General features: G+C 57.5%; 22 protein-coding genes, 1 tRNA gene and 2 pseudogenes. 15 read left to right on the forward strand and 10 right to left on the reverse strand.

Features of this window, described 5'->3' with window-relative positions:
* Window positions 1-162 precede the first annotated feature (162 nt).
* Window positions 163-837: a polysaccharide lyase family 7 protein gene (locus tag BUQ73_RS16500; RefSeq protein ID WP_079228869.1), complete on the forward strand. Its 675-nt coding sequence runs from the start codon at window positions 163-165 to the stop codon at window positions 835-837.
* Between the two features lie 330 nt (window positions 838-1,167).
* On the opposite strand, the gene BUQ73_RS28115 is transcribed toward BUQ73_RS16500, so the two are convergent.
* Complete coding sequence (locus BUQ73_RS28115) at window positions 1,168-1,431, reverse strand: hypothetical protein (RefSeq protein ID WP_152031567.1); 264 nt, start codon at window positions 1,429-1,431, stop codon at window positions 1,168-1,170.
* Window positions 1,432-1,905: 474 nt separating this feature from the next.
* A complete protein-coding gene (locus BUQ73_RS28120; RefSeq protein WP_152031568.1) occupies window positions 1,906-2,562 on the reverse strand; it encodes a hypothetical protein in 657 nt (218 codons plus the stop codon).
* Between BUQ73_RS28120 and BUQ73_RS28710 the strand changes: the two are divergent.
* Window positions 2,561-3,056, forward strand: a pseudogene (locus BUQ73_RS28710) (hypothetical protein). The gene BUQ73_RS28120 and the pseudogene BUQ73_RS28710 sit on opposite strands and share 2 nt — an antisense overlap.
* Before the next feature lie 80 nt (window positions 3,057-3,136).
* Here BUQ73_RS28710 and BUQ73_RS28395 read toward each other — a convergent pair.
* From BUQ73_RS28395 to BUQ73_RS16515, 4 genes are all read right to left on the reverse strand, one after another.
* Window positions 3,137-3,304 (reverse strand): hypothetical protein, encoded by a 168-nt coding sequence (locus BUQ73_RS28395; protein WP_161492846.1) that lies wholly within the window; start codon window positions 3,302-3,304, stop codon window positions 3,137-3,139.
* The gene (locus BUQ73_RS28400) at window positions 3,301-3,471 is read right to left on the reverse strand and encodes a hypothetical protein (RefSeq protein WP_161492847.1); all 171 of its coding nucleotides are present in this window, start codon (window positions 3,469-3,471) and stop codon (window positions 3,301-3,303) included. The genes BUQ73_RS28395 and BUQ73_RS28400 overlap by 4 nt, the downstream gene beginning before the upstream one ends.
* A complete protein-coding gene (locus BUQ73_RS28405; RefSeq protein WP_161492848.1) occupies window positions 3,468-3,623 on the reverse strand; it encodes a hypothetical protein in 156 nt (51 codons plus the stop codon). Before BUQ73_RS28405 ends, BUQ73_RS28400 begins: the two co-directional genes overlap by 4 nt.
* A 156-nt stretch (window positions 3,624-3,779) precedes the next feature.
* Window positions 3,780-4,604 carry a DUF2971 domain-containing protein gene (locus BUQ73_RS16515; RefSeq protein WP_079228870.1) on the reverse strand — a complete coding sequence of 275 codons (825 nt, stop codon included), beginning with the start codon at window positions 4,602-4,604 and terminating at the stop codon, window positions 3,780-3,782.
* Window positions 4,605-4,755: 151 nt separating this feature from the next.
* Between BUQ73_RS16515 and BUQ73_RS28715 the strand changes: the two genes are divergently transcribed.
* Both BUQ73_RS28715 and BUQ73_RS28720 read left to right on the forward strand, forming a co-directional pair.
* Complete coding sequence (locus BUQ73_RS28715) at window positions 4,756-5,097, forward strand: hypothetical protein (RefSeq protein ID WP_237772711.1); 342 nt, start codon at window positions 4,756-4,758, stop codon at window positions 5,095-5,097.
* A gap of 57 nt (window positions 5,098-5,154) precedes the next feature.
* Window positions 5,155-5,454 carry a hypothetical protein gene (locus BUQ73_RS28720; RefSeq protein WP_237772712.1) on the forward strand — a complete coding sequence of 100 codons (300 nt, stop codon included), beginning with the start codon at window positions 5,155-5,157 and terminating at the stop codon, window positions 5,452-5,454.
* On the opposite strand, the gene BUQ73_RS28125 is transcribed toward BUQ73_RS28720, so the two are convergent.
* Window positions 5,410-6,039 (reverse strand): hypothetical protein, encoded by a 630-nt coding sequence (locus BUQ73_RS28125; RefSeq protein ID WP_152031569.1) that lies wholly within the window; start codon window positions 6,037-6,039, stop codon window positions 5,410-5,412. The genes BUQ73_RS28720 and BUQ73_RS28125 overlap by 45 nt on opposite strands.
* Before the next feature lie 44 nt (window positions 6,040-6,083).
* Here BUQ73_RS28125 and BUQ73_RS28130 point away from each other — a divergent pair, with 44 nt between their 5' ends.
* From BUQ73_RS28130 to BUQ73_RS16545, 5 genes and pseudogenes are all read left to right on the forward strand, one after another.
* Window positions 6,084-6,626: a hypothetical protein gene (locus BUQ73_RS28130; RefSeq protein WP_152031570.1), complete on the forward strand. Its 543-nt coding sequence runs from the start codon at window positions 6,084-6,086 to the stop codon at window positions 6,624-6,626.
* A 281-nt stretch (window positions 6,627-6,907) separates the two neighbouring features.
* Window positions 6,908-7,224 (forward strand): annotated as a pseudogene (locus tag BUQ73_RS16530) (hypothetical protein); the annotation flags it as partial.
* Between the two features lie 89 nt (window positions 7,225-7,313).
* Window positions 7,314-7,562 carry a hypothetical protein gene (locus BUQ73_RS28725; protein ID WP_079228871.1) on the forward strand — a complete coding sequence of 83 codons (249 nt, stop codon included), beginning with the start codon at window positions 7,314-7,316 and terminating at the stop codon, window positions 7,560-7,562.
* Between the two features lie 20 nt (window positions 7,563-7,582).
* Window positions 7,583-7,840 (forward strand): hypothetical protein, encoded by a 258-nt coding sequence (locus tag BUQ73_RS16540; protein ID WP_079228872.1) that lies wholly within the window; start codon window positions 7,583-7,585, stop codon window positions 7,838-7,840.
* On the forward strand, window positions 7,768-8,751 hold the full coding sequence (locus BUQ73_RS16545; protein ID WP_079228873.1) for a tyrosine-type recombinase/integrase: 984 nt from the start codon (window positions 7,768-7,770) through the stop codon (window positions 8,749-8,751). Before BUQ73_RS16540 ends, BUQ73_RS16545 begins: the two co-directional genes overlap by 73 nt.
* Before the next feature lie 96 nt (window positions 8,752-8,847).
* Here the strand turns inward: BUQ73_RS16545 and BUQ73_RS16550 are convergent.
* Together BUQ73_RS16550 and sohB are read right to left on the reverse strand one after the other, a co-directional pair.
* A tRNA-Cys gene (locus BUQ73_RS16550) sits at window positions 8,848-8,921 on the reverse strand.
* A gap of 154 nt (window positions 8,922-9,075) precedes the next feature.
* Entirely contained in the window at window positions 9,076-10,095 is a 1,020-nt protein-coding gene (gene sohB, locus BUQ73_RS16555; RefSeq protein ID WP_027920547.1) for a protease SohB, read from the reverse strand.
* Window positions 10,096-10,290: 195 nt separating this feature from the next.
* On the opposite strand from sohB, the gene BUQ73_RS16560 reads away from it, so the two are divergent.
* The 4 genes from BUQ73_RS16560 (at window position 10,291) to BUQ73_RS16575 (ending at window position 13,417) form a co-directional block, all read left to right on the forward strand.
* Window positions 10,291-11,001 (forward strand): histidine phosphatase family protein, encoded by a 711-nt coding sequence (locus BUQ73_RS16560; RefSeq protein WP_079228874.1) that lies wholly within the window; start codon window positions 10,291-10,293, stop codon window positions 10,999-11,001.
* Between the two features lie 54 nt (window positions 11,002-11,055).
* The gene (locus BUQ73_RS16565; protein ID WP_027920549.1) at window positions 11,056-11,373 is read left to right on the forward strand and encodes an SCP2 sterol-binding domain-containing protein; all 318 of its coding nucleotides are present in this window, start codon (window positions 11,056-11,058) and stop codon (window positions 11,371-11,373) included.
* A gap of 185 nt (window positions 11,374-11,558) precedes the next feature.
* Window positions 11,559-12,626, forward strand: a complete 1,068-nt coding sequence (locus tag BUQ73_RS16570) for a phosphotransferase family protein (RefSeq protein WP_079228875.1) — start codon at window positions 11,559-11,561, stop codon at window positions 12,624-12,626.
* Window positions 12,627-12,649: 23 nt separating this feature from the next.
* Window positions 12,650-13,417, forward strand: coding sequence for an SDR family oxidoreductase (locus tag BUQ73_RS16575; protein ID WP_079228876.1), 768 nt, complete (start codon window positions 12,650-12,652; stop codon window positions 13,415-13,417).
* A gap of 102 nt (window positions 13,418-13,519) precedes the next feature.
* On the opposite strand, the gene BUQ73_RS16580 is transcribed toward BUQ73_RS16575, so the two are convergent.
* Window positions 13,520-13,870 carry a hypothetical protein gene (locus tag BUQ73_RS16580; protein ID WP_079228877.1) on the reverse strand — a complete coding sequence of 117 codons (351 nt, stop codon included), beginning with the start codon at window positions 13,868-13,870 and terminating at the stop codon, window positions 13,520-13,522.
* A gap of 172 nt (window positions 13,871-14,042) precedes the next feature.
* On the opposite strand from BUQ73_RS16580, the gene BUQ73_RS16585 reads away from it, so the two are divergent.
* Window positions 14,043-14,225 carry a hypothetical protein gene (locus BUQ73_RS16585; RefSeq protein ID WP_027920554.1) on the forward strand — a complete coding sequence of 61 codons (183 nt, stop codon included), beginning with the start codon at window positions 14,043-14,045 and terminating at the stop codon, window positions 14,223-14,225.
* A 74-nt stretch (window positions 14,226-14,299) separates the two neighbouring features.
* Window positions 14,300-14,692 carry a glycine zipper domain-containing protein gene (locus BUQ73_RS16590; protein ID WP_079228878.1) on the forward strand — a complete coding sequence of 131 codons (393 nt, stop codon included), beginning with the start codon at window positions 14,300-14,302 and terminating at the stop codon, window positions 14,690-14,692.
* Window positions 14,693-14,757 lie beyond the last annotated feature (65 nt).

The following is a 14,757-nucleotide window of genomic DNA, read 5'->3' on the forward strand; positions in this document are numbered from 1 at the left end:
GACCTGCCAGAGATACTGTATATCCATACAGATAAAGCCCATTCACCCCGCGCTTCAAATCATCCGCCTGCGCACTCACGAGTGCCCAACCGGATGCGGAGGAACGCATCAGGGTTGGAAGGCAATCGTGCCAGGCCAATGATTTTATCGTCAGGAGTATTTATGACCGTAAACATCAGCAATCTAACGATCGCTACCCCGGTGGCAGTCTCGTCAACGAACCCCGTCGCACTTGAGCTCAACGGCGCCGAAGCGATCGCCCAGTACCCGAGCGTGGTGAAAGTGCTCAGTGACGGGTCGATCCAGTTTTCGGCACCGACCAAAGGGGCTTCAAGCAAGAGCACCCACAGAACCCGTTGCGAGTGGTCGGAGACTCAGAACTGGACGCTAGGCAGCGCACCCGACCACTGGAATCGCCAGACCATGGCACTGACCAAGGTCAACTCGGCGCAAAAGGTGGTCATCAGCCAGATGCACGTCAGGGGGGATGACAGCCCGCCGGTGAAGGTGTTCTGGAACAAGGGCAACATCACCCTAGGCTTCCGGGAGTCTTACAACCAGACCAACCCGGTGAACAGCACCCTCTTGCAGGGCGTGCCACTCGGCACAACGTTCGACGTGATCATTCACGCCACCGCTGCGGGTGTGGTCAAGGTGACTGCCAGGTGCAACGGGGTCTCCAGAACCTCAAGCGAACTGCAGCTCGATGACACCTGGGATTCGCGCCTGCTCGAGTTTCATGGCGGGATCTACAACCAGGTGGACTACACCGACGCAACGCCGGCATCCGATGGCTCTGTATGCATCATCAGCGAACTGTCGCTGAGCCATGGCTGAATGCCGGACAAAATGAAAAACCCCGCAGACGTTAATCTGCGGGGCTTTCGAATGGTGGAGGCCGAGGTCGGAATCGAACCGGCGTAGACGGATTTGCAGACCGATACAAGAATCACAGTCTCATGCGGCCTTGGCGCCATAATCAGTTCCAAAACGAATCGGGATCTGCCTGGCTGTAACCCGCATCCTACAAGGCTCTGCGTTTCAGTTTTGGAACCGCGCTTACCTCTAATCTAATAATCTTAAGGCTCTACCGGAATGGAATTTACGCCCATGAACGAGCCTGCTATCGACGAAATTAACCGGCATATCCATAAGCACACAGAAATTCTAATTTTTATCCAATGTAGAGCCATTAGGCACTCCAACCCTTCGCACGTCGGTTGTCTTACCCTGCGGCTTGTCTGACGCCTTGGGATGCTTCTCCATAAGTTCTTTTTCGGAAATTGTCTCTTTCTGCTTATCTTTCTCCATCTGCTCTCGCTCCTGCTTATTCCTATCCGCACCACAATCTGCACACTGCGCATGAACGTGAGATATTGTGAAAAATGAAAGAACGCACATCAGAGCGACATAAAAAGTAAGTTTAGACATAGCAAAATCTCCACTCAACTCTTAAAACCAAAAAAATTAGTCTTGCACCATTCAAAATTAGACGACCGACAATCGGTCATTCGACTATTTAGCGATAGGATATGTATCGCAAACTTCTAAAAGTATTTGCCTTGTCATAACGGGATAAACTGTAAGACCTTGCCCTCAAGCTTGAGAGGCATCGGCCGTACCAATGGATCAAGCAGAACTTGACCGGCGTCAGCGCGAGAAAGCAGTCAAAGTGAAGGAAAAAGACCTGCGCTTGAAAGTTTGATAAGGGACTAAACAGGCACTATTGGAGCTGATGGAGTGGGCTTAAATAAGGAACCGGACGAGGCGATGACGCTCATGATTTATCAATTGCATCAGCTTGGCCCGGGCGGCTCGCTATCTATGCTCACTCCGCCGCGCCACGAAATCAGGGTATTGCAGGCCATGGCGCGAAAGTTTAATTATCATGCAAAGCTGCTTCGTCTACGCTCTTGTTATGAAGGTAACCGCGACTGCGATCAGTGAAATTGCGGCAACTGCAAGCGAAACAAATTTCAATACTTGAAAAGAAAACTCACCTTTTTTTACTCTTGTCCATTCGGATTTGAGTAACGCCTGCGTCTTCTCCACCAGTGAGCTGACGGTTGAGTTAACCTCATCTTTACTTGCGGCACCATCGCTGTGGAAAAATTCTAAAAGAGCGATTATTTCTGAGTGCTCACTTGGATTAAGCCTCATCCGAATCCGGAAAATAAGAGTATCCAGCTTTGAGATTTCAGCGTGACGCTCCAGAAGGTATGCATCGCTATCTTCATTCCGGTTAGCCTTCAGATCTTTAGCACTGAACAGCGAAATTGCTCCCCCGGCTAATTCAGAAACATCATTTCGCAAGCCGTCAATCCATGCCTGTCGGAATTCCGAAGTTTTTTGGTCTTTAGCGAGGACGGTTACAGCAAATGAGATTGCACCAGCTATAAGGGCTGCCATAGCAGGCCCAGAGTACGGAATGATTGAAGATATTAGTTCCATAGAAACCCCTTTCTGTTGGATTTTGGCGCCACCGTAATACCCCATCCCAGACCAAATTGCCACCATGCCGCATCCGGCCACGGAGGGCGGCGCATGCATGGAGAAAGCCATGGTCGAAGCTACCGAGAAGCAGCTCGGCCTGCTCTGGCACTTCGCTGAGCGATCTGACCGTCGCAGGCCGCACCACTTCCTCACCAGTCCAGAGTACGACGTCTCGAATACCGGGCAACGCCTGAAGGCAAGCAGTTTGCGCTATCCAAGCTGCCACCGCCGCCGCCTCCGCGAAAGTACACCAGATTCGATGCCTACCTCGATGAGTGCGAATGCTATGACGGCTTCGCCCACTTCCTCGGGATCAACCAGCCGCAGATCCAGCAGCGCGGCACCTGGGGCAATACGAGTACCGGATGGTCCGCTACCCACGCGGAAGTGCCTACTGCGAGCATCGCCGGCCTACCCGTTTCGCGCACTGGTCGCCCTACGAGACTCTTGAGGTCGCCGGTGAGTGGGCTCACACCATAAAAGCGGCCAAGGCCAGCTACAAAGAAGTGCTTCGGCTGCACCAGGCCAAGGCCCGCGCCGATAAGAAGCGCCTCGCGGCCTAACCCTCCGGCGCTGCCCGCCAGCGCCTTCCCCACAAAACGAAAACGCCGCCCAGAGATAGGCGGCGTTTAGAGATTCCCGGTCAGGGCTTGAAACCTTTATCTGGGGTCTTTGGAGGCGGGATGTCCCAGAGCTTGTCGCTAGAATCCTGCTGGGCCTTGGCTTTTTCCTCGGATTCTGACTCGAAGCATCCGCTGAGCATTACGGAACTGACCAAGGCCAGCATGGCGAGTGCGATAGAGCGCTTCATGGCTTGAACCCCTCGTCCTGGCTCTCATCAGGCGGAGTGATGTTCCAGAGGTTTTCACTCGCCTCCTGTTGCTCTTGAGCCTTCTTCTCTGCTTCGGATTCCAAGCAACCGCTCAAAAGCAGTGCTGAGGCGGTTGCGAGAATGACGATCGAGATAGCCCGCTTCATGGCGTGAAACCCTCGTCCTTGCTCCGGTCTGGCTTAGGGATGTTCCAGAGCTTTTCGCCGGCCGCCGGCTTTTCAGCCTCGGATTCCCAGCAGCCGCTCAGCGACAGCGCAGTGAGGGCTACAAGCATTGCTCCAATAACGGTGCGTTTCATTAGGTTCCTTCCTTAGAAATGGCCGGGCGTTATAGCAAAGATCCAGACCTCCCGCAAAACGTGGCGCTGTGCCATCAGCCGGTGCCTTCCCCTATTCAACGATAACGCCTCCCCGGCGAGGGCGGCATTCATCGGTTTTTCTCTTTTGAGTATGTCTCAGGGCGCTCGGTAAGGAATTTTCGACTGCACCACTCTGACTTTATGGTGTTCGCCTTCTGCTTTAGCATAAATAACAGATTCAATATTTGACACGAATGCCTTCATTGCGGTGAAGGCTAAATCTTGATCACGCATCGGCCCAACATGAATGGCCTTTATACTCTCATAAGAAAAACTGACCGGAGTGTATGGAACCAACAACCCACCTCTCTGCCGGAATTGCAATTTACTACTCGGTATCTGAAGATCAAGCGCGCAGCGAACCTCCCGCTCCTCATAAAAATGCTCATTCTTAAATATGGACGCCGTCCTTACGAGGATCGACAAATACTCCAATGACTTGAGCGGAAGTTCATCGCCGTAGCGCCTCAGATCATCAGCAAGGCCGTGAACACTGTCCTTGACCGCCTCGAAAGCAAACTCAATTTTCTTTTCTCGGTCATATACGCAATCAAATAAACCTAATTTCTCGACTAGTCGATCGCTATCAAACTCTATGGCATATGAACCGTATGCTCGCCACTGGCTAAGCTGATCACCAGCCTCGCTGAATGAGCACACAAAAATTGGCTCATCATTGATCCAGTCTGAGACATGACTATCAAATCCAGACTTCAACTCACGAATTGCCTTAAGAGCAAATTCATCACCATCTGAAAACTCTTGCGCCACAATATCTAACGCATCTATGACAAAAACAACTCCATCATTTAACTCTTGAGAGTCATTCAAAAATCTTATGTCGGTCATCCAAAGTTCTTTGAGCTCCAAAATGGATTTCACTGCGCCTGCGTCTGTGTAGTGATAAAGGCTATCAGCCATTGCATCGCCTCCTGCGTGGATGGGCGACTATACATTTGAGGTTGATTTCTTGCCCACCGAAAATCATCGCATCGTTTGCCAGTTCAGCTGAGGAGCGGCTTCAGCGGTAGCCACCAAGCTGGCCCTGGCAGAGTACGGCAGCACGCACGACGTGCAGATCATCAACGCGCTCCTCGCGAACGAGCATGAGGACAACCGCCGGTTCGCCCAGGACTGCGAAGCTTGGTTCGGCCAGCCGATCATCGTCCTGCGGGACGAGAAATACGGCGCCGACGCTCATGAGGTGTTTCGCCGCGAGCGCTACATGAAGGGCCGCACCGGCGCGCCGTGCACCAAAATCCTCAAGCGGCGCTTGCTCGATACATGGAAGCAGCCTGGCGACATCATGGTATTCGGCTACACTGCGGAGGAGGCCGACCGCCTGGAAGACTTCAGAGAGCGAAACCCAGACCGACCGGTGATAGCCCCGCTGATCGACCGCGGCCTGGGCTAGGACGACTGTAAGGCCATCCTGCTGCGCGCAGGCATCGAACTGCCGCTGATGTACCGGATGGGCTACGACAACGCCAACTGTATCGGCTGCGTGAAGGGCGGCGAAGGCTACTTCCGAGCGATCCGCCAAGACTTCCCCGAGCAGTTTGAAGCGCTGTGCGTCATCCAGGACGAACTGGGCGACGGATCCTACCTATTCCGTAACCGAACCTCCAACGTGCGGTTCTCTCTTCGCGACCTGGGTGACGGGCCGATCCGACGCAACGAGAAGCTGCCAGCCTGCTCATTTTTCTGTGAATTAGCGGAAGATGAGTTAGAGCGGCTTGCCATGACCACGCATGTTCAAAAACCGATTTAAGTAGGGCTCAAGGAAATTCTTCACCTCATCCAGCGATCCGAATTCATTAACTGACAATTTGACCATGACTGAGCGCAGTTGCCGTTCTTCCTCAGCAAGCTGATTGTTTCTCTCAGACAAATTAGCTAGATAATCGCCCATTTGAAATATGGACGGATTTTTGGAGTGCCTACTAATTTCGCTTTGTATTATGAATGCCTCTTGCCTTGATTGCTCGATTAGCATTTCGACTAGCCGTAACTGTAGCTCTCTATAGGAGGTAGTGCGAGCAGTCTGCATTTCCTCTTTTGCCAAGGCAATTTGCGCATCCTGCTGAGCCGATAGGTTTTTATACTCTACCTTCTGAACCTCAATAAGTTCACGCTGTAGATAAACGGTTCTAACTACGGCCAGAAGTGTGCAAAATGAAACAATCGGGCCCAGCACCCCTCCTATGTAGCCACCAAATTCAGACCACTTTGCTGAGACATCCGAAAAACCCCCTCCAAACTGGTCGCGGTACAAAACAAAGGAAGCGATCGCCGCCACTACAACCGGCAAAACAATTAACGCAGCGAAACTCCAAAAACTTTTAAGAAACTTCATATCTTCTCCATGAAAACAGAGAAACATACCTGAAAGGTATCCCCATGCCCACAGAAAACCGATCCAGCAACACCGAGATGGTCAGCGTGCCCCGCGACCTGGTGCGCCGACTTATCAGCGCGACAATAGCTGCACGCGGCGAAGGCTCGCCCACTCAGCGCGAGGCCGAAGCTTTGCTCAGCCAGCCATCCCCGCAGCCCCACTCCGAGCCAATAGCCTGGATGGTTGGTACTGCCTTCTGGTGGACCAAAGAAGAGGCAGAGAGGGATGCGGCGGCTACTGGGCTGCCGATTGTTCCCGTTGGACCGTTGGTATCCATCCCCGACGGATATTGCCTGATGCCCAAGCGGCTCACGGCCGAGAACGGCGCCAAGGCACTGCTGCTCGGTGAGTTCAAGCTGGAGGTCACCCAGGAATGCCCGGAATGCCGCGAACTGGATGAGCCAGTGGAAGGCTGCGAGATATGCGATGGCGAGGGCGAGTACGGCCAGCGCCACATCATTCCGTGGGACCAGATCAAGTACATCTACAGCGAAGCCGTCAGGGGTCTCGCGATTCAGCCGAACACCACCCGAGAGCCCGCCTGACGTCTGGAGAACATTTGTACTCCACTCCGCTTTAACCCCTCTCCCCTCTACTCACTGCCGCGATATGGCGGCCAAGGGATCAGCTGCGCACTCGCTTCACGACGCCGGCGGCCATGAGCGCGGCGCCCGGTATTCATAGACCAGCGTTCGAAGTGCCCAGCCCAACAGCAAGCAGCGCGATACCAACAGCAAACATAAGCGTTCTCCCTAACTAGAAGTATCCATTTCAGAACCCGCCAATTTAAGCACAAGCAGGTCGCAGGAGCGGCCAAGGAATCGTCATGACTGAAGAAATCAAGCTGATCCAGCCGGCGCCGGTCGTGCGCACGAATACGGGATGTTTGAACACCCCGACCTGCCCGACTTAGATGAAGGCGATGGCGAGAAGTGCAAGGCCTGGATTGGTCAACAGGGCCTGCAGCTCGTCATGGTCCACCTGGAAAACGACGCTCCGGAAGAGATCGCTGAACGCTACTTCGAAGCTGGAGAACCGCATTGCGGCTACTGGGAGCCGGGCAAGCCGGAAGGTGATGGCTGGTTCTGCCTGGCCATCCATGACACCGACGACGGCCCAGTGTGCTGGTGGGCGCGTAGACAGCCTGAGACGTGCTCACATATCTGGGTGAAGGCATCCAACCGCGGAACCGGCACCGGCGACATCTGCCAGGCCTGCTTGCAGGTGCGACCATGACCCGCCTCGCCCTCTGCCTCCTGCTGCTGACCACCGGCGCCGGCGCTGACTCGCTCCCTTATGGAGTCGACACATTCCACGACGACGAGCGCGGCGCCACCTGCTGGTACACCGCCACGGGGCTGAGCTGCATTCCTGACAGCCAGCTCAAGCGCAAGACCAGGGCAGCAGGCCAGCAACCAGCGCCAGTCTCCCCGCACGAAACCCAACCCGAACCTACACCCGCTCTGGCGCCTGGGCGCTGAATTGATGAGAGGTATGAGCTGTGAGCGAATGGATCAAATGCAGCCACAGGCTGCCAGTTACGGATGAAGACACCGACACGACTTTCATTGTGTCAGTCAAGCGAGCGCACAACGGCAAGACCTACGTCTTCGCTGCCGAATGGCTGAACAAAAAGCTGCTCCACAGGGAAGACCCAGACCCGGATGACCCAGAGGACGGCACGCCATTCAGCGGCTGGTACTCGCTCGAAACTACCGCGACCAGGCGGGCAAGGAATTACCACTCGGTACCGACCTAGTGCAGGCCAAACTGAAGTGGGCCGACCTCGAAGCCAAGGCCACACCGGCCGAATTGAAGACGATGAAGGGGATTTTCGACGAGTACGAGCGCAAGATCATTCCGGGCAAGGCCGCCAGGACGCAGAAGGACAACATCTACGAGCTCAAGCAACTGCGCGCTGTGTTCGATTCGGCTCCGATCGACGCCATCACGCCGGCCATGATCGCGCAATACCGCGACTCGCGCTCGGCGAAGACCAGGGCAAACAGGGAAATCGCCCTGCTCTCCCATGTTTTCAACACTGCAAGGGAATGGGGGCTCACCACCAGGGACAACCCGTGCTTGGGCGTGAGGAAGAACAAAGAGAAACCGCGCGACTTCTACGCCAACGCAATGGTGTGGCAGGCGGTGTATGAGGAGGCTCCGCCGGAGCTGAAGGACGCGATGGACCTAGCGTACCTGACCGGTCAGCGGCCGTCGGACGTTCTGTCCATGCGGAAGGACGATATGGAGGGAATCTACCTGCTGGTCAGCCAAGGCAAAACCGGCAAGCGACTGAGAATCGTCTTGGAAGCGGAGGGAGTGAAGAACAGCCTGGGCCTGCTGCTCGAGCGGATCATGCACAGGACAAGCGAGCACTTGTCGCCGTTCTTCATCGTCAATGAGCACGGCAAGCGCATGAGCTGGCCGATGTTGCGCAACCGGTGGGCCGATGCGCGAGAGGATGCCAGGGTGAAGGCCGAGGTCGAGAAGAAGCCAGACCTGGCCAATCGAATCGCCCAGTTCCAGTTCCGCGATATCAGACCGAAGGCGGCTTCGGAGATCACCGACCTGAGCGATGCAAGCGTGCTGCTGGGCCACTCGAAAGAGGGGATCACCGAGCGCGTTTATCGCCGCGTCGGCGCCATCGCCAAGCCCTCTAAAGGCTGAAGTTTCGGAACTCCATGCCTTTAGTTTCGGAACTCTCGGCTTTTTTGACCCATAAAGAAAACCCCGCAGACGTTAATCTGCGGGGCTTTCGAATGGTGGAGGCCGAGGTCGGAATCGAACCGGCGTAGACGGATTTGCAATCCGGAGCATAACCACTTTGCTACTCGGCCTCAAAGTTCGGATCTAGCTGCTTACGCTTCGCTATCTCCTTGAAACACCGCACCTTTTTCAAAGTTTGCTGCGTTTCGATGGGCGCCATTATGTCTGCATTCCTTCAACCTTGCAACCCCCTGAACATAAAAAAATTTCAGTGGGTTCAAGGTGTTAGCGCAAGCGGCCGAGTTTGCTCCACAACCCTACCACCGCATTCTCAACAGTGCCGCTGGCCGCCATGCCGATACGCTCCTGCAAGCTCTTGCGCTCGGCATAGTGCAGGTGGAACAGATTGGCCGTGCGGGCGCGGTCACTGAGGTATTCATCACTGGTCTGCAGTTCATCGACCAGCTTGCGGTTCAGTGCGGCAACGCCGAGCCAGACCTCACCGGTGGCCACCTCATCGATGTGCAACTGCGGGCGGTAGCGGGACACAAAATCCTTGAACAGCTGATGGGTGATGTCCAGGTCTTCCTGAAACTTCTCCCGGCCCTTCTCGGTGTTCTCGCCAAACACGGTCAGGGTACGCTTGTACTCGCCGGCAGTCAGCACTTCGAAGTCGATGTCGTGCTTCTTCAGCAGGCGGTTGACGTTGGGCAACTGCGCCACCACACCGATCGAACCCAGCACGGCAAACGGTGCACTGACAATCTTCTCGCCGATGCAGGCCATCATGTAGCCGCCACTGGCCGCGACCTTGTCGATGCACACGGTGAGCGGGATGCCAGCCTGGCGGATGCGCGCCAGTTGCGAAGCCGCCAGGCCATAGCTGTGCACCAGGCCACCGCCGCTTTCAAGGCGCAACACCACTTCGTCACGTGGGGTGGCAAGGGTGAGCAGCGCGGTGATCTCGTTACGCAGGCTTTCGGTGGCGGAGGCCTTGATATCACCATCGAAGTCGAGCACGAACACCCGGCCCTTCTCATCGGCCTTGCCCTTTTTCTGCTGTTTTTCCGCCTTGGCCTGCTGCTTGCGCAGGGCCTTGAGCTGAGCCTTGTCGAGCAGGCCGCTTTCCAGGCGCTCGCGCAGCTCTTTATAGAATTCGTTGAGGCGGGTGACCTGCAACTGCCCACCGGCCTTGCGCCGCCCCTTGCCACGCAAACCGGCGATGGCGGACAACACCACCAGGATGGCAATCACCAGGGTGGCGGTTTTGGCGAGAAAGCTTGCGTATTCGGCAAGAAACTCCACGTTGACTCCTTATGAACCTGCGCCAGATCGGCGCGAAACTGTTGCAAGCATACCGTTGCGCCCGTGCCCTCGCCAGCCGAGGTAAACGCTGGCAACACAGTTCAAACAACCTTTTCAAACGCTTGTATGTTTTTTCGTTGACAGCCTGTGTGGCGCATCCTAACCTCGCAGCAACCTTCAACGCCGGATACCTCAGTGGGCAATCTCTACCTGATCCGACATGGCCAGGCCTCCTTCGGTGCAGACGACTACGACGTCCTCTCGCCCGTCGGTGTGCGCCAGAGCCAGGCCCTCGGCGAACATCTCGCCCAGCTAGGCCTGCGCCTGGACCGCTGCGTGGCCGGCGACCTGCGGCGCCAGCAGGACACTGCCCGTCACGCGCTGCAGGCGCTGAGCGCGGGTGGTTGCGCGGTGCCGGCCATTGAGACCGACCCGGCCTTCAATGAGTTCGATGCCGATGGCGTGATCCGCGCCCTGCTCCCCGGCCTGTTGGCCGATGAGCCGCACGCCCGGGATATCCTGCGCAACGGCGCGCAAAACCGCAGCGAGTTCCAGCGCCTGTTCGCGCTGATGGTGCAACGCTGGCACGCTGGCGAACATGCCAATGACGGCCTGGAAACCTGGCAGGCGTTCACCGACCGGGTCGAAGCCGGCCTGCAGCGTGTACTGGGCAGCGCTGGCAGTGGCGACAACATCGCCGTGTTCACCTCCGGCGGCACCATCGCCGCCCTGCTCCACCTGGTTACCCGAATCACCCCCAGCCAGGCCTTTGCGCTGAACTGGCAGATCATCAACACGTCGCTCAGCCAGCTGAAGTTCCGCGGCCGCGACGTGGCACTGGCTTCCTTCAACAGCCAAGCACATGTGCAGCTGTTGAGGGCGCCGGAGCTCATCACCTACCGTTGAGCCCGGCCCATTGTGTCCCTGCGGACGCGACTATCACTTAACAAGGAAAACACCATGAGCGATGTAGCTAAAGCCGTCGAGGCGATGAAGGCAAAATTCAACCCAGCTGCTGCGGCTGGCCTGGACCTGGTGTTCGGTTTCAACATCACCGACGAAGACAAGCACTATGCGCTGCTGGTCAAGGACGGCACCTGCGAGATCCAGGAAGGTGAAAACCCGGATGCCAACTGCACCCTGGTACTGGACAGCGAAACCCTCAAGGGCATCGTCAGCGGTGAAACCGACGGCATGCAGGCTTTCATGGGCGGCAAGCTGCGCGTCGAAGGCGACATGATGCTGTCGATGAAACTCAGCGAGCTGTTCCCTTCCTGAGTGATGGGCACAACCCCTGATGAGAAAACCGAAGCCTGACCGGCTTCGGTTTTTTTTTGCCCGGCATTCGGTGCAGTGATCGACCAGCAACACCCTCGCCTATATGGCACCTGGCACGCTTGTTCCACCGCCGCCAGGCCATTAGATTAGCCAATAGTCCTTGCGCCAGATAATAAGGAAAACGCATGACGCTTACCGACCAGTCCACCCAGGTACGCCCCGGCGAAGAACTCGACGCGGCCGTCATCGATCCTTACCTGAAGGGCCACATCGCCGGCCTTGAGGGCACCCCGAGCATCAGCCAGTTCCCTGGCGGCGCGTCCAACCTCACCTACCTGGTCAGCTACCCGGGCCGCGAATTCGTATTACGCCGCCCGCCGTTCGGCCAGAAGGCCAAGTCGGCCCATGACATGGGCCGCGAGTTCCGCATCCTCAACCAGCTCAACAGCGGCTTCCCGTATTGCCCCAAGGCCTACGCCCACTGCACCGACGAATCGCTGATCGGCGGTGAGTTCTACGTGATGGAGCGAGTGAAGGGTGTGATTCTGCGTTCGGACATCCCGCCCGAGCTGGGCCTGGATGCCAGCCGCACCGAAGCCCTGTGCAAAAGCTTCATCGACCGACTGGTCGAGCTGCATCAGGTGGATTACCACGCCTGCGGCCTGGCTGACCTAGGCAAGCCGGAAGGTTATGTGCAACGGCAGATCGAGGGCTGGACCAGCCGCTACGAAAAGGCCCTGACCCCGGATGCCCCCCGCTGGGAGAACGTGATTGCCTGGTTACGCGAGAAGATGCCGGCCGACCACCCGCGCCCGGGTATCGTGCACAACGACTACCGCTTCGACAACGTGATCCTCGATGCCGACAACCCCATGCGCATCATCGGCGTTCTCGACTGGGAGATGGCCACCATCGGCGACCCGCTGATGGACCTAGGCAACAGCCTGGCCTACTGGATCGAGGCCAGCGACCCGGCACCGGTGCAGCTGATGCGCCGCCAGCCAAGCAACGCCCCGGGCATGCTCACCCGCCGGCAGTTCGTCGACTACTACGCCGAGCGCGCTGGCATCCGCCTGGACAACTTCGATTACTACTATTGCTATGGCCTGTTCCGCCTGGCCGGCATCGTCCAGCAGATCTACTACCGCTATTACCACGGCCAGACCCAGGACAAACGCTTCGCCCAGTTCATTCACATGAACCGGTTGCTGGAGCAGATGAGCCTGCAGGTTATCGGCAAGTCCACGCTCTGACGCCTGACAACAAGGAAAGCAGCATGTCCAAGACTCAACTGTTCGACCTCGACGGCAAGATTGCCTTCGTCTCCGGTGCCAGCCGCGGCATCGGCGAGGCCATTGCCCATCTGCTGGCCCAGCAGGGTGCCCACGTGATCGTCTCCAGTCGCAAGCTGGAAGGCTGCCAGCAGGTGGCCGACGCCATCATCGCGGCGGGCGGCAAGGCCACGCCGGTAGCCTGCCATATCGGTGAGATGGAGCAGATCCAGCAGGTGTTTGCCGGTATCCGTGAACAGTTCGGGCGCCTGGACATCCTGGTCAACAACGCAGCCACCAACCCGCAGTTCTGCAACGTGCTCGACACCGACCTGAGTGCCTTCCAGAAGACTGTCGACGTGAATATCCGCGGCTATTTCTTCATGTCGGTGGAAGCCGGCAAGCTGATGCGCGAAAACGGTGGCGGCAGCATCATCAACGTGGCCTCGATCAACGGCGTTTCACCGGGTCTGTTCCAGGGCATCTATTCGGTGACCAAGGCTGCGGTGATCAACATGACCAAGGTGTTCGCTAAGGAGTGCGCGCAGTTCGGCATTCGTTGCAATGCATTGCTGCCGGGCCTGACCGACACCAAGTTCGCCTCGGCGCTGGTGAAGAACGACGCCATCCTCAATGCCGCGCTGCAGCAGATCCCGCTCAAGCGCGTGGCCGACCCCAAGGAAATGGCCGGCGCCGTGCTGTACCTGGCCAGCGATGCTTCCAGCTACACCACCGGTACCGCGCTGAATGTCGACGGTGGGTTCCTGTCCTGATCAGGGCTTGAGGGCCCTTTCGCGGGTGAACCCGCTCCCACAGGTTCTGTGTGGTTCTGTGGGAGCGGTTTTACCCGCGAAGAGGCCAGTAGCGCAAAGACATTACAGGCAGGTCGCCGCTGCTGCCCGGCGCTGCAGGGCCATGCCGTCATTCTTCTGTGCGTAGTAATCCACCCGCGTTCCGCCCGCCTGCGGATAGACATCCACGAACGACTCCGCCTCGCGGGTATAAACAGTCAACCCGCCCTGCTTGCGCGGCTCCAGGTAGCCACTGGCATCGTCGCCGAACACATCCTCCTTCTGCCAGCTGAACTGGATGCACTGGGCCACCAGTTCCGGTGCCTTGCGCGAATCAAGCTGGGCCGTCGGTTTGCCACCGCGCGCCGCATCCATGGCCGCGCTCGCGCAACCGACCAACACCAGCGCCGCAACCATCGGCAGAATTGCTCGCATGTTCCATCCTCGGGGCAAAAAGAAAGCGACTCTAGCACCGCAATTGAATTGCCCCAAGCACGCCATTCATCGCTCGCACGGCAAAATTTTGCGCGTCAAGGAAACCAAATGGATCGATCCCAGTCTGATTCAGTGTCCCGTAAACCTATGCGGATCAAGGACCTATATACAGATGACCCGCTTTGCAAGCTTTTCGCTGATTGCCGCCTTTCTGCTTTTGTCGGGCTGCTATCACGACCACTACCGTGATGACGGTGGCTGGCGCGATGACGACCGCGGCCACCGTCACCACCACCGACATGATCGCGACGATGACGACGACCGCCAATGGCGCGGTGACCGTTACGACCGCTGAAGCGTCTCCCCTACCCTGACCCGCCGCCCGACCGTGCGGCAACTTAACCTGATGATTCCTTTGAGGTTCAAATCATGCGTCTGACTCTGCCTTCCATTGCCCTCGGCCTGCTGCTGTGCCAGGGCGCTTTCGCCGGTGACGGTACCGCCGCCATTGGCGGTGGCCTGGGTGGTGTGCTGGGCAACGTGGTTGGCCAGCAACTCGGCGGCCGCACTGGCGCGGCCATCGGTGCCGGTGTCGGCGGCGCAGCCGGTAGTGCGGTAGGCGCGAAGAAAGGCAACCGTACCGAAGCTGCCATCGGCGGTGGCCTGGGCTCGGCTGGCGGTTCGCTGCTGGGCGGCGCGGTAGGCGGCAAGACCGGTTCCACCGTCGGTGCCGGCCTGGGCGGTGCAGCCGGTGGTGCCCTGGGCAACCACCTGGGCGACAACGGTGGCAGCAATAAGCACCGCCATCACCGCCATCACTGAGTGATGACAGCAAAGAGGGCCGCATCTTGCGGCCCTTTTCTTTTGTGCCAGGGTGCAAACACTGC

The sequence above is a fragment of the Pseudomonas putida genome (assembly GCF_002025705.1).
In the GTDB taxonomy this organism is placed as follows: Bacteria; Pseudomonadota; Gammaproteobacteria; order Pseudomonadales; family Pseudomonadaceae; genus Aquipseudomonas; species Aquipseudomonas putida_J.

Bases quoted from the DNA above. Each gene is read 5' to 3' on its own strand.
- BUQ73_RS28725 (WP_079228871.1), top strand. From the start codon at position 7,314: ATGACCCGCCTCGCCCTCTGCCTCCTGCTGCTGACCACCGGCGCCGGC.
- BUQ73_RS16500 (WP_079228869.1), top strand. From the start codon at position 163: ATGACCGTAAACATCAGCAATCTAACGATCGCTACCCCGGTGGCAGTC.
- BUQ73_RS16590 (WP_079228878.1), top strand. From the start codon at position 14,300: ATGCGTCTGACTCTGCCTTCCATTGCCCTCGGCCTGCTGCTGTGCCAG.
- BUQ73_RS28115 (WP_152031567.1), bottom strand. From the start codon at position 1,431: ATGTCTAAACTTACTTTTTATGTCGCTCTGATGTGCGTTCTTTCATTT.
- BUQ73_RS28720 (WP_237772712.1), top strand. From the start codon at position 5,155: ATGGGCTACGACAACGCCAACTGTATCGGCTGCGTGAAGGGCGGCGAA.
- BUQ73_RS16585 (WP_027920554.1), top strand. From the start codon at position 14,043: ATGACCCGCTTTGCAAGCTTTTCGCTGATTGCCGCCTTTCTGCTTTTG.
- BUQ73_RS28395 (WP_161492846.1), bottom strand. From the start codon at position 3,304: ATGAAGCGCTCTATCGCACTCGCCATGCTGGCCTTGGTCAGTTCCGTA.
- BUQ73_RS16570 (WP_079228875.1), top strand. From the start codon at position 11,559: ATGACGCTTACCGACCAGTCCACCCAGGTACGCCCCGGCGAAGAACTC.
- BUQ73_RS28130 (WP_152031570.1), top strand. From the start codon at position 6,084: ATGCCCACAGAAAACCGATCCAGCAACACCGAGATGGTCAGCGTGCCC.
- BUQ73_RS16575 (WP_079228876.1), top strand. From the start codon at position 12,650: ATGTCCAAGACTCAACTGTTCGACCTCGACGGCAAGATTGCCTTCGTC.
- BUQ73_RS28120 (WP_152031568.1), bottom strand. From the start codon at position 2,562: ATGGCTTTCTCCATGCATGCGCCGCCCTCCGTGGCCGGATGCGGCATG.
- BUQ73_RS16515 (WP_079228870.1), bottom strand. From the start codon at position 4,604: ATGGCTGATAGCCTTTATCACTACACAGACGCAGGCGCAGTGAAATCC.
- BUQ73_RS28125 (WP_152031569.1), bottom strand. From the start codon at position 6,039: ATGAAGTTTCTTAAAAGTTTTTGGAGTTTCGCTGCGTTAATTGTTTTG.
- BUQ73_RS16565 (WP_027920549.1), top strand. From the start codon at position 11,056: ATGAGCGATGTAGCTAAAGCCGTCGAGGCGATGAAGGCAAAATTCAAC.
- BUQ73_RS28405 (WP_161492848.1), bottom strand. From the start codon at position 3,623: ATGAAACGCACCGTTATTGGAGCAATGCTTGTAGCCCTCACTGCGCTG.
- BUQ73_RS16580 (WP_079228877.1), bottom strand. From the start codon at position 13,870: ATGCGAGCAATTCTGCCGATGGTTGCGGCGCTGGTGTTGGTCGGTTGC.
- BUQ73_RS28400 (WP_161492847.1), bottom strand. From the start codon at position 3,471: ATGAAGCGGGCTATCTCGATCGTCATTCTCGCAACCGCCTCAGCACTG.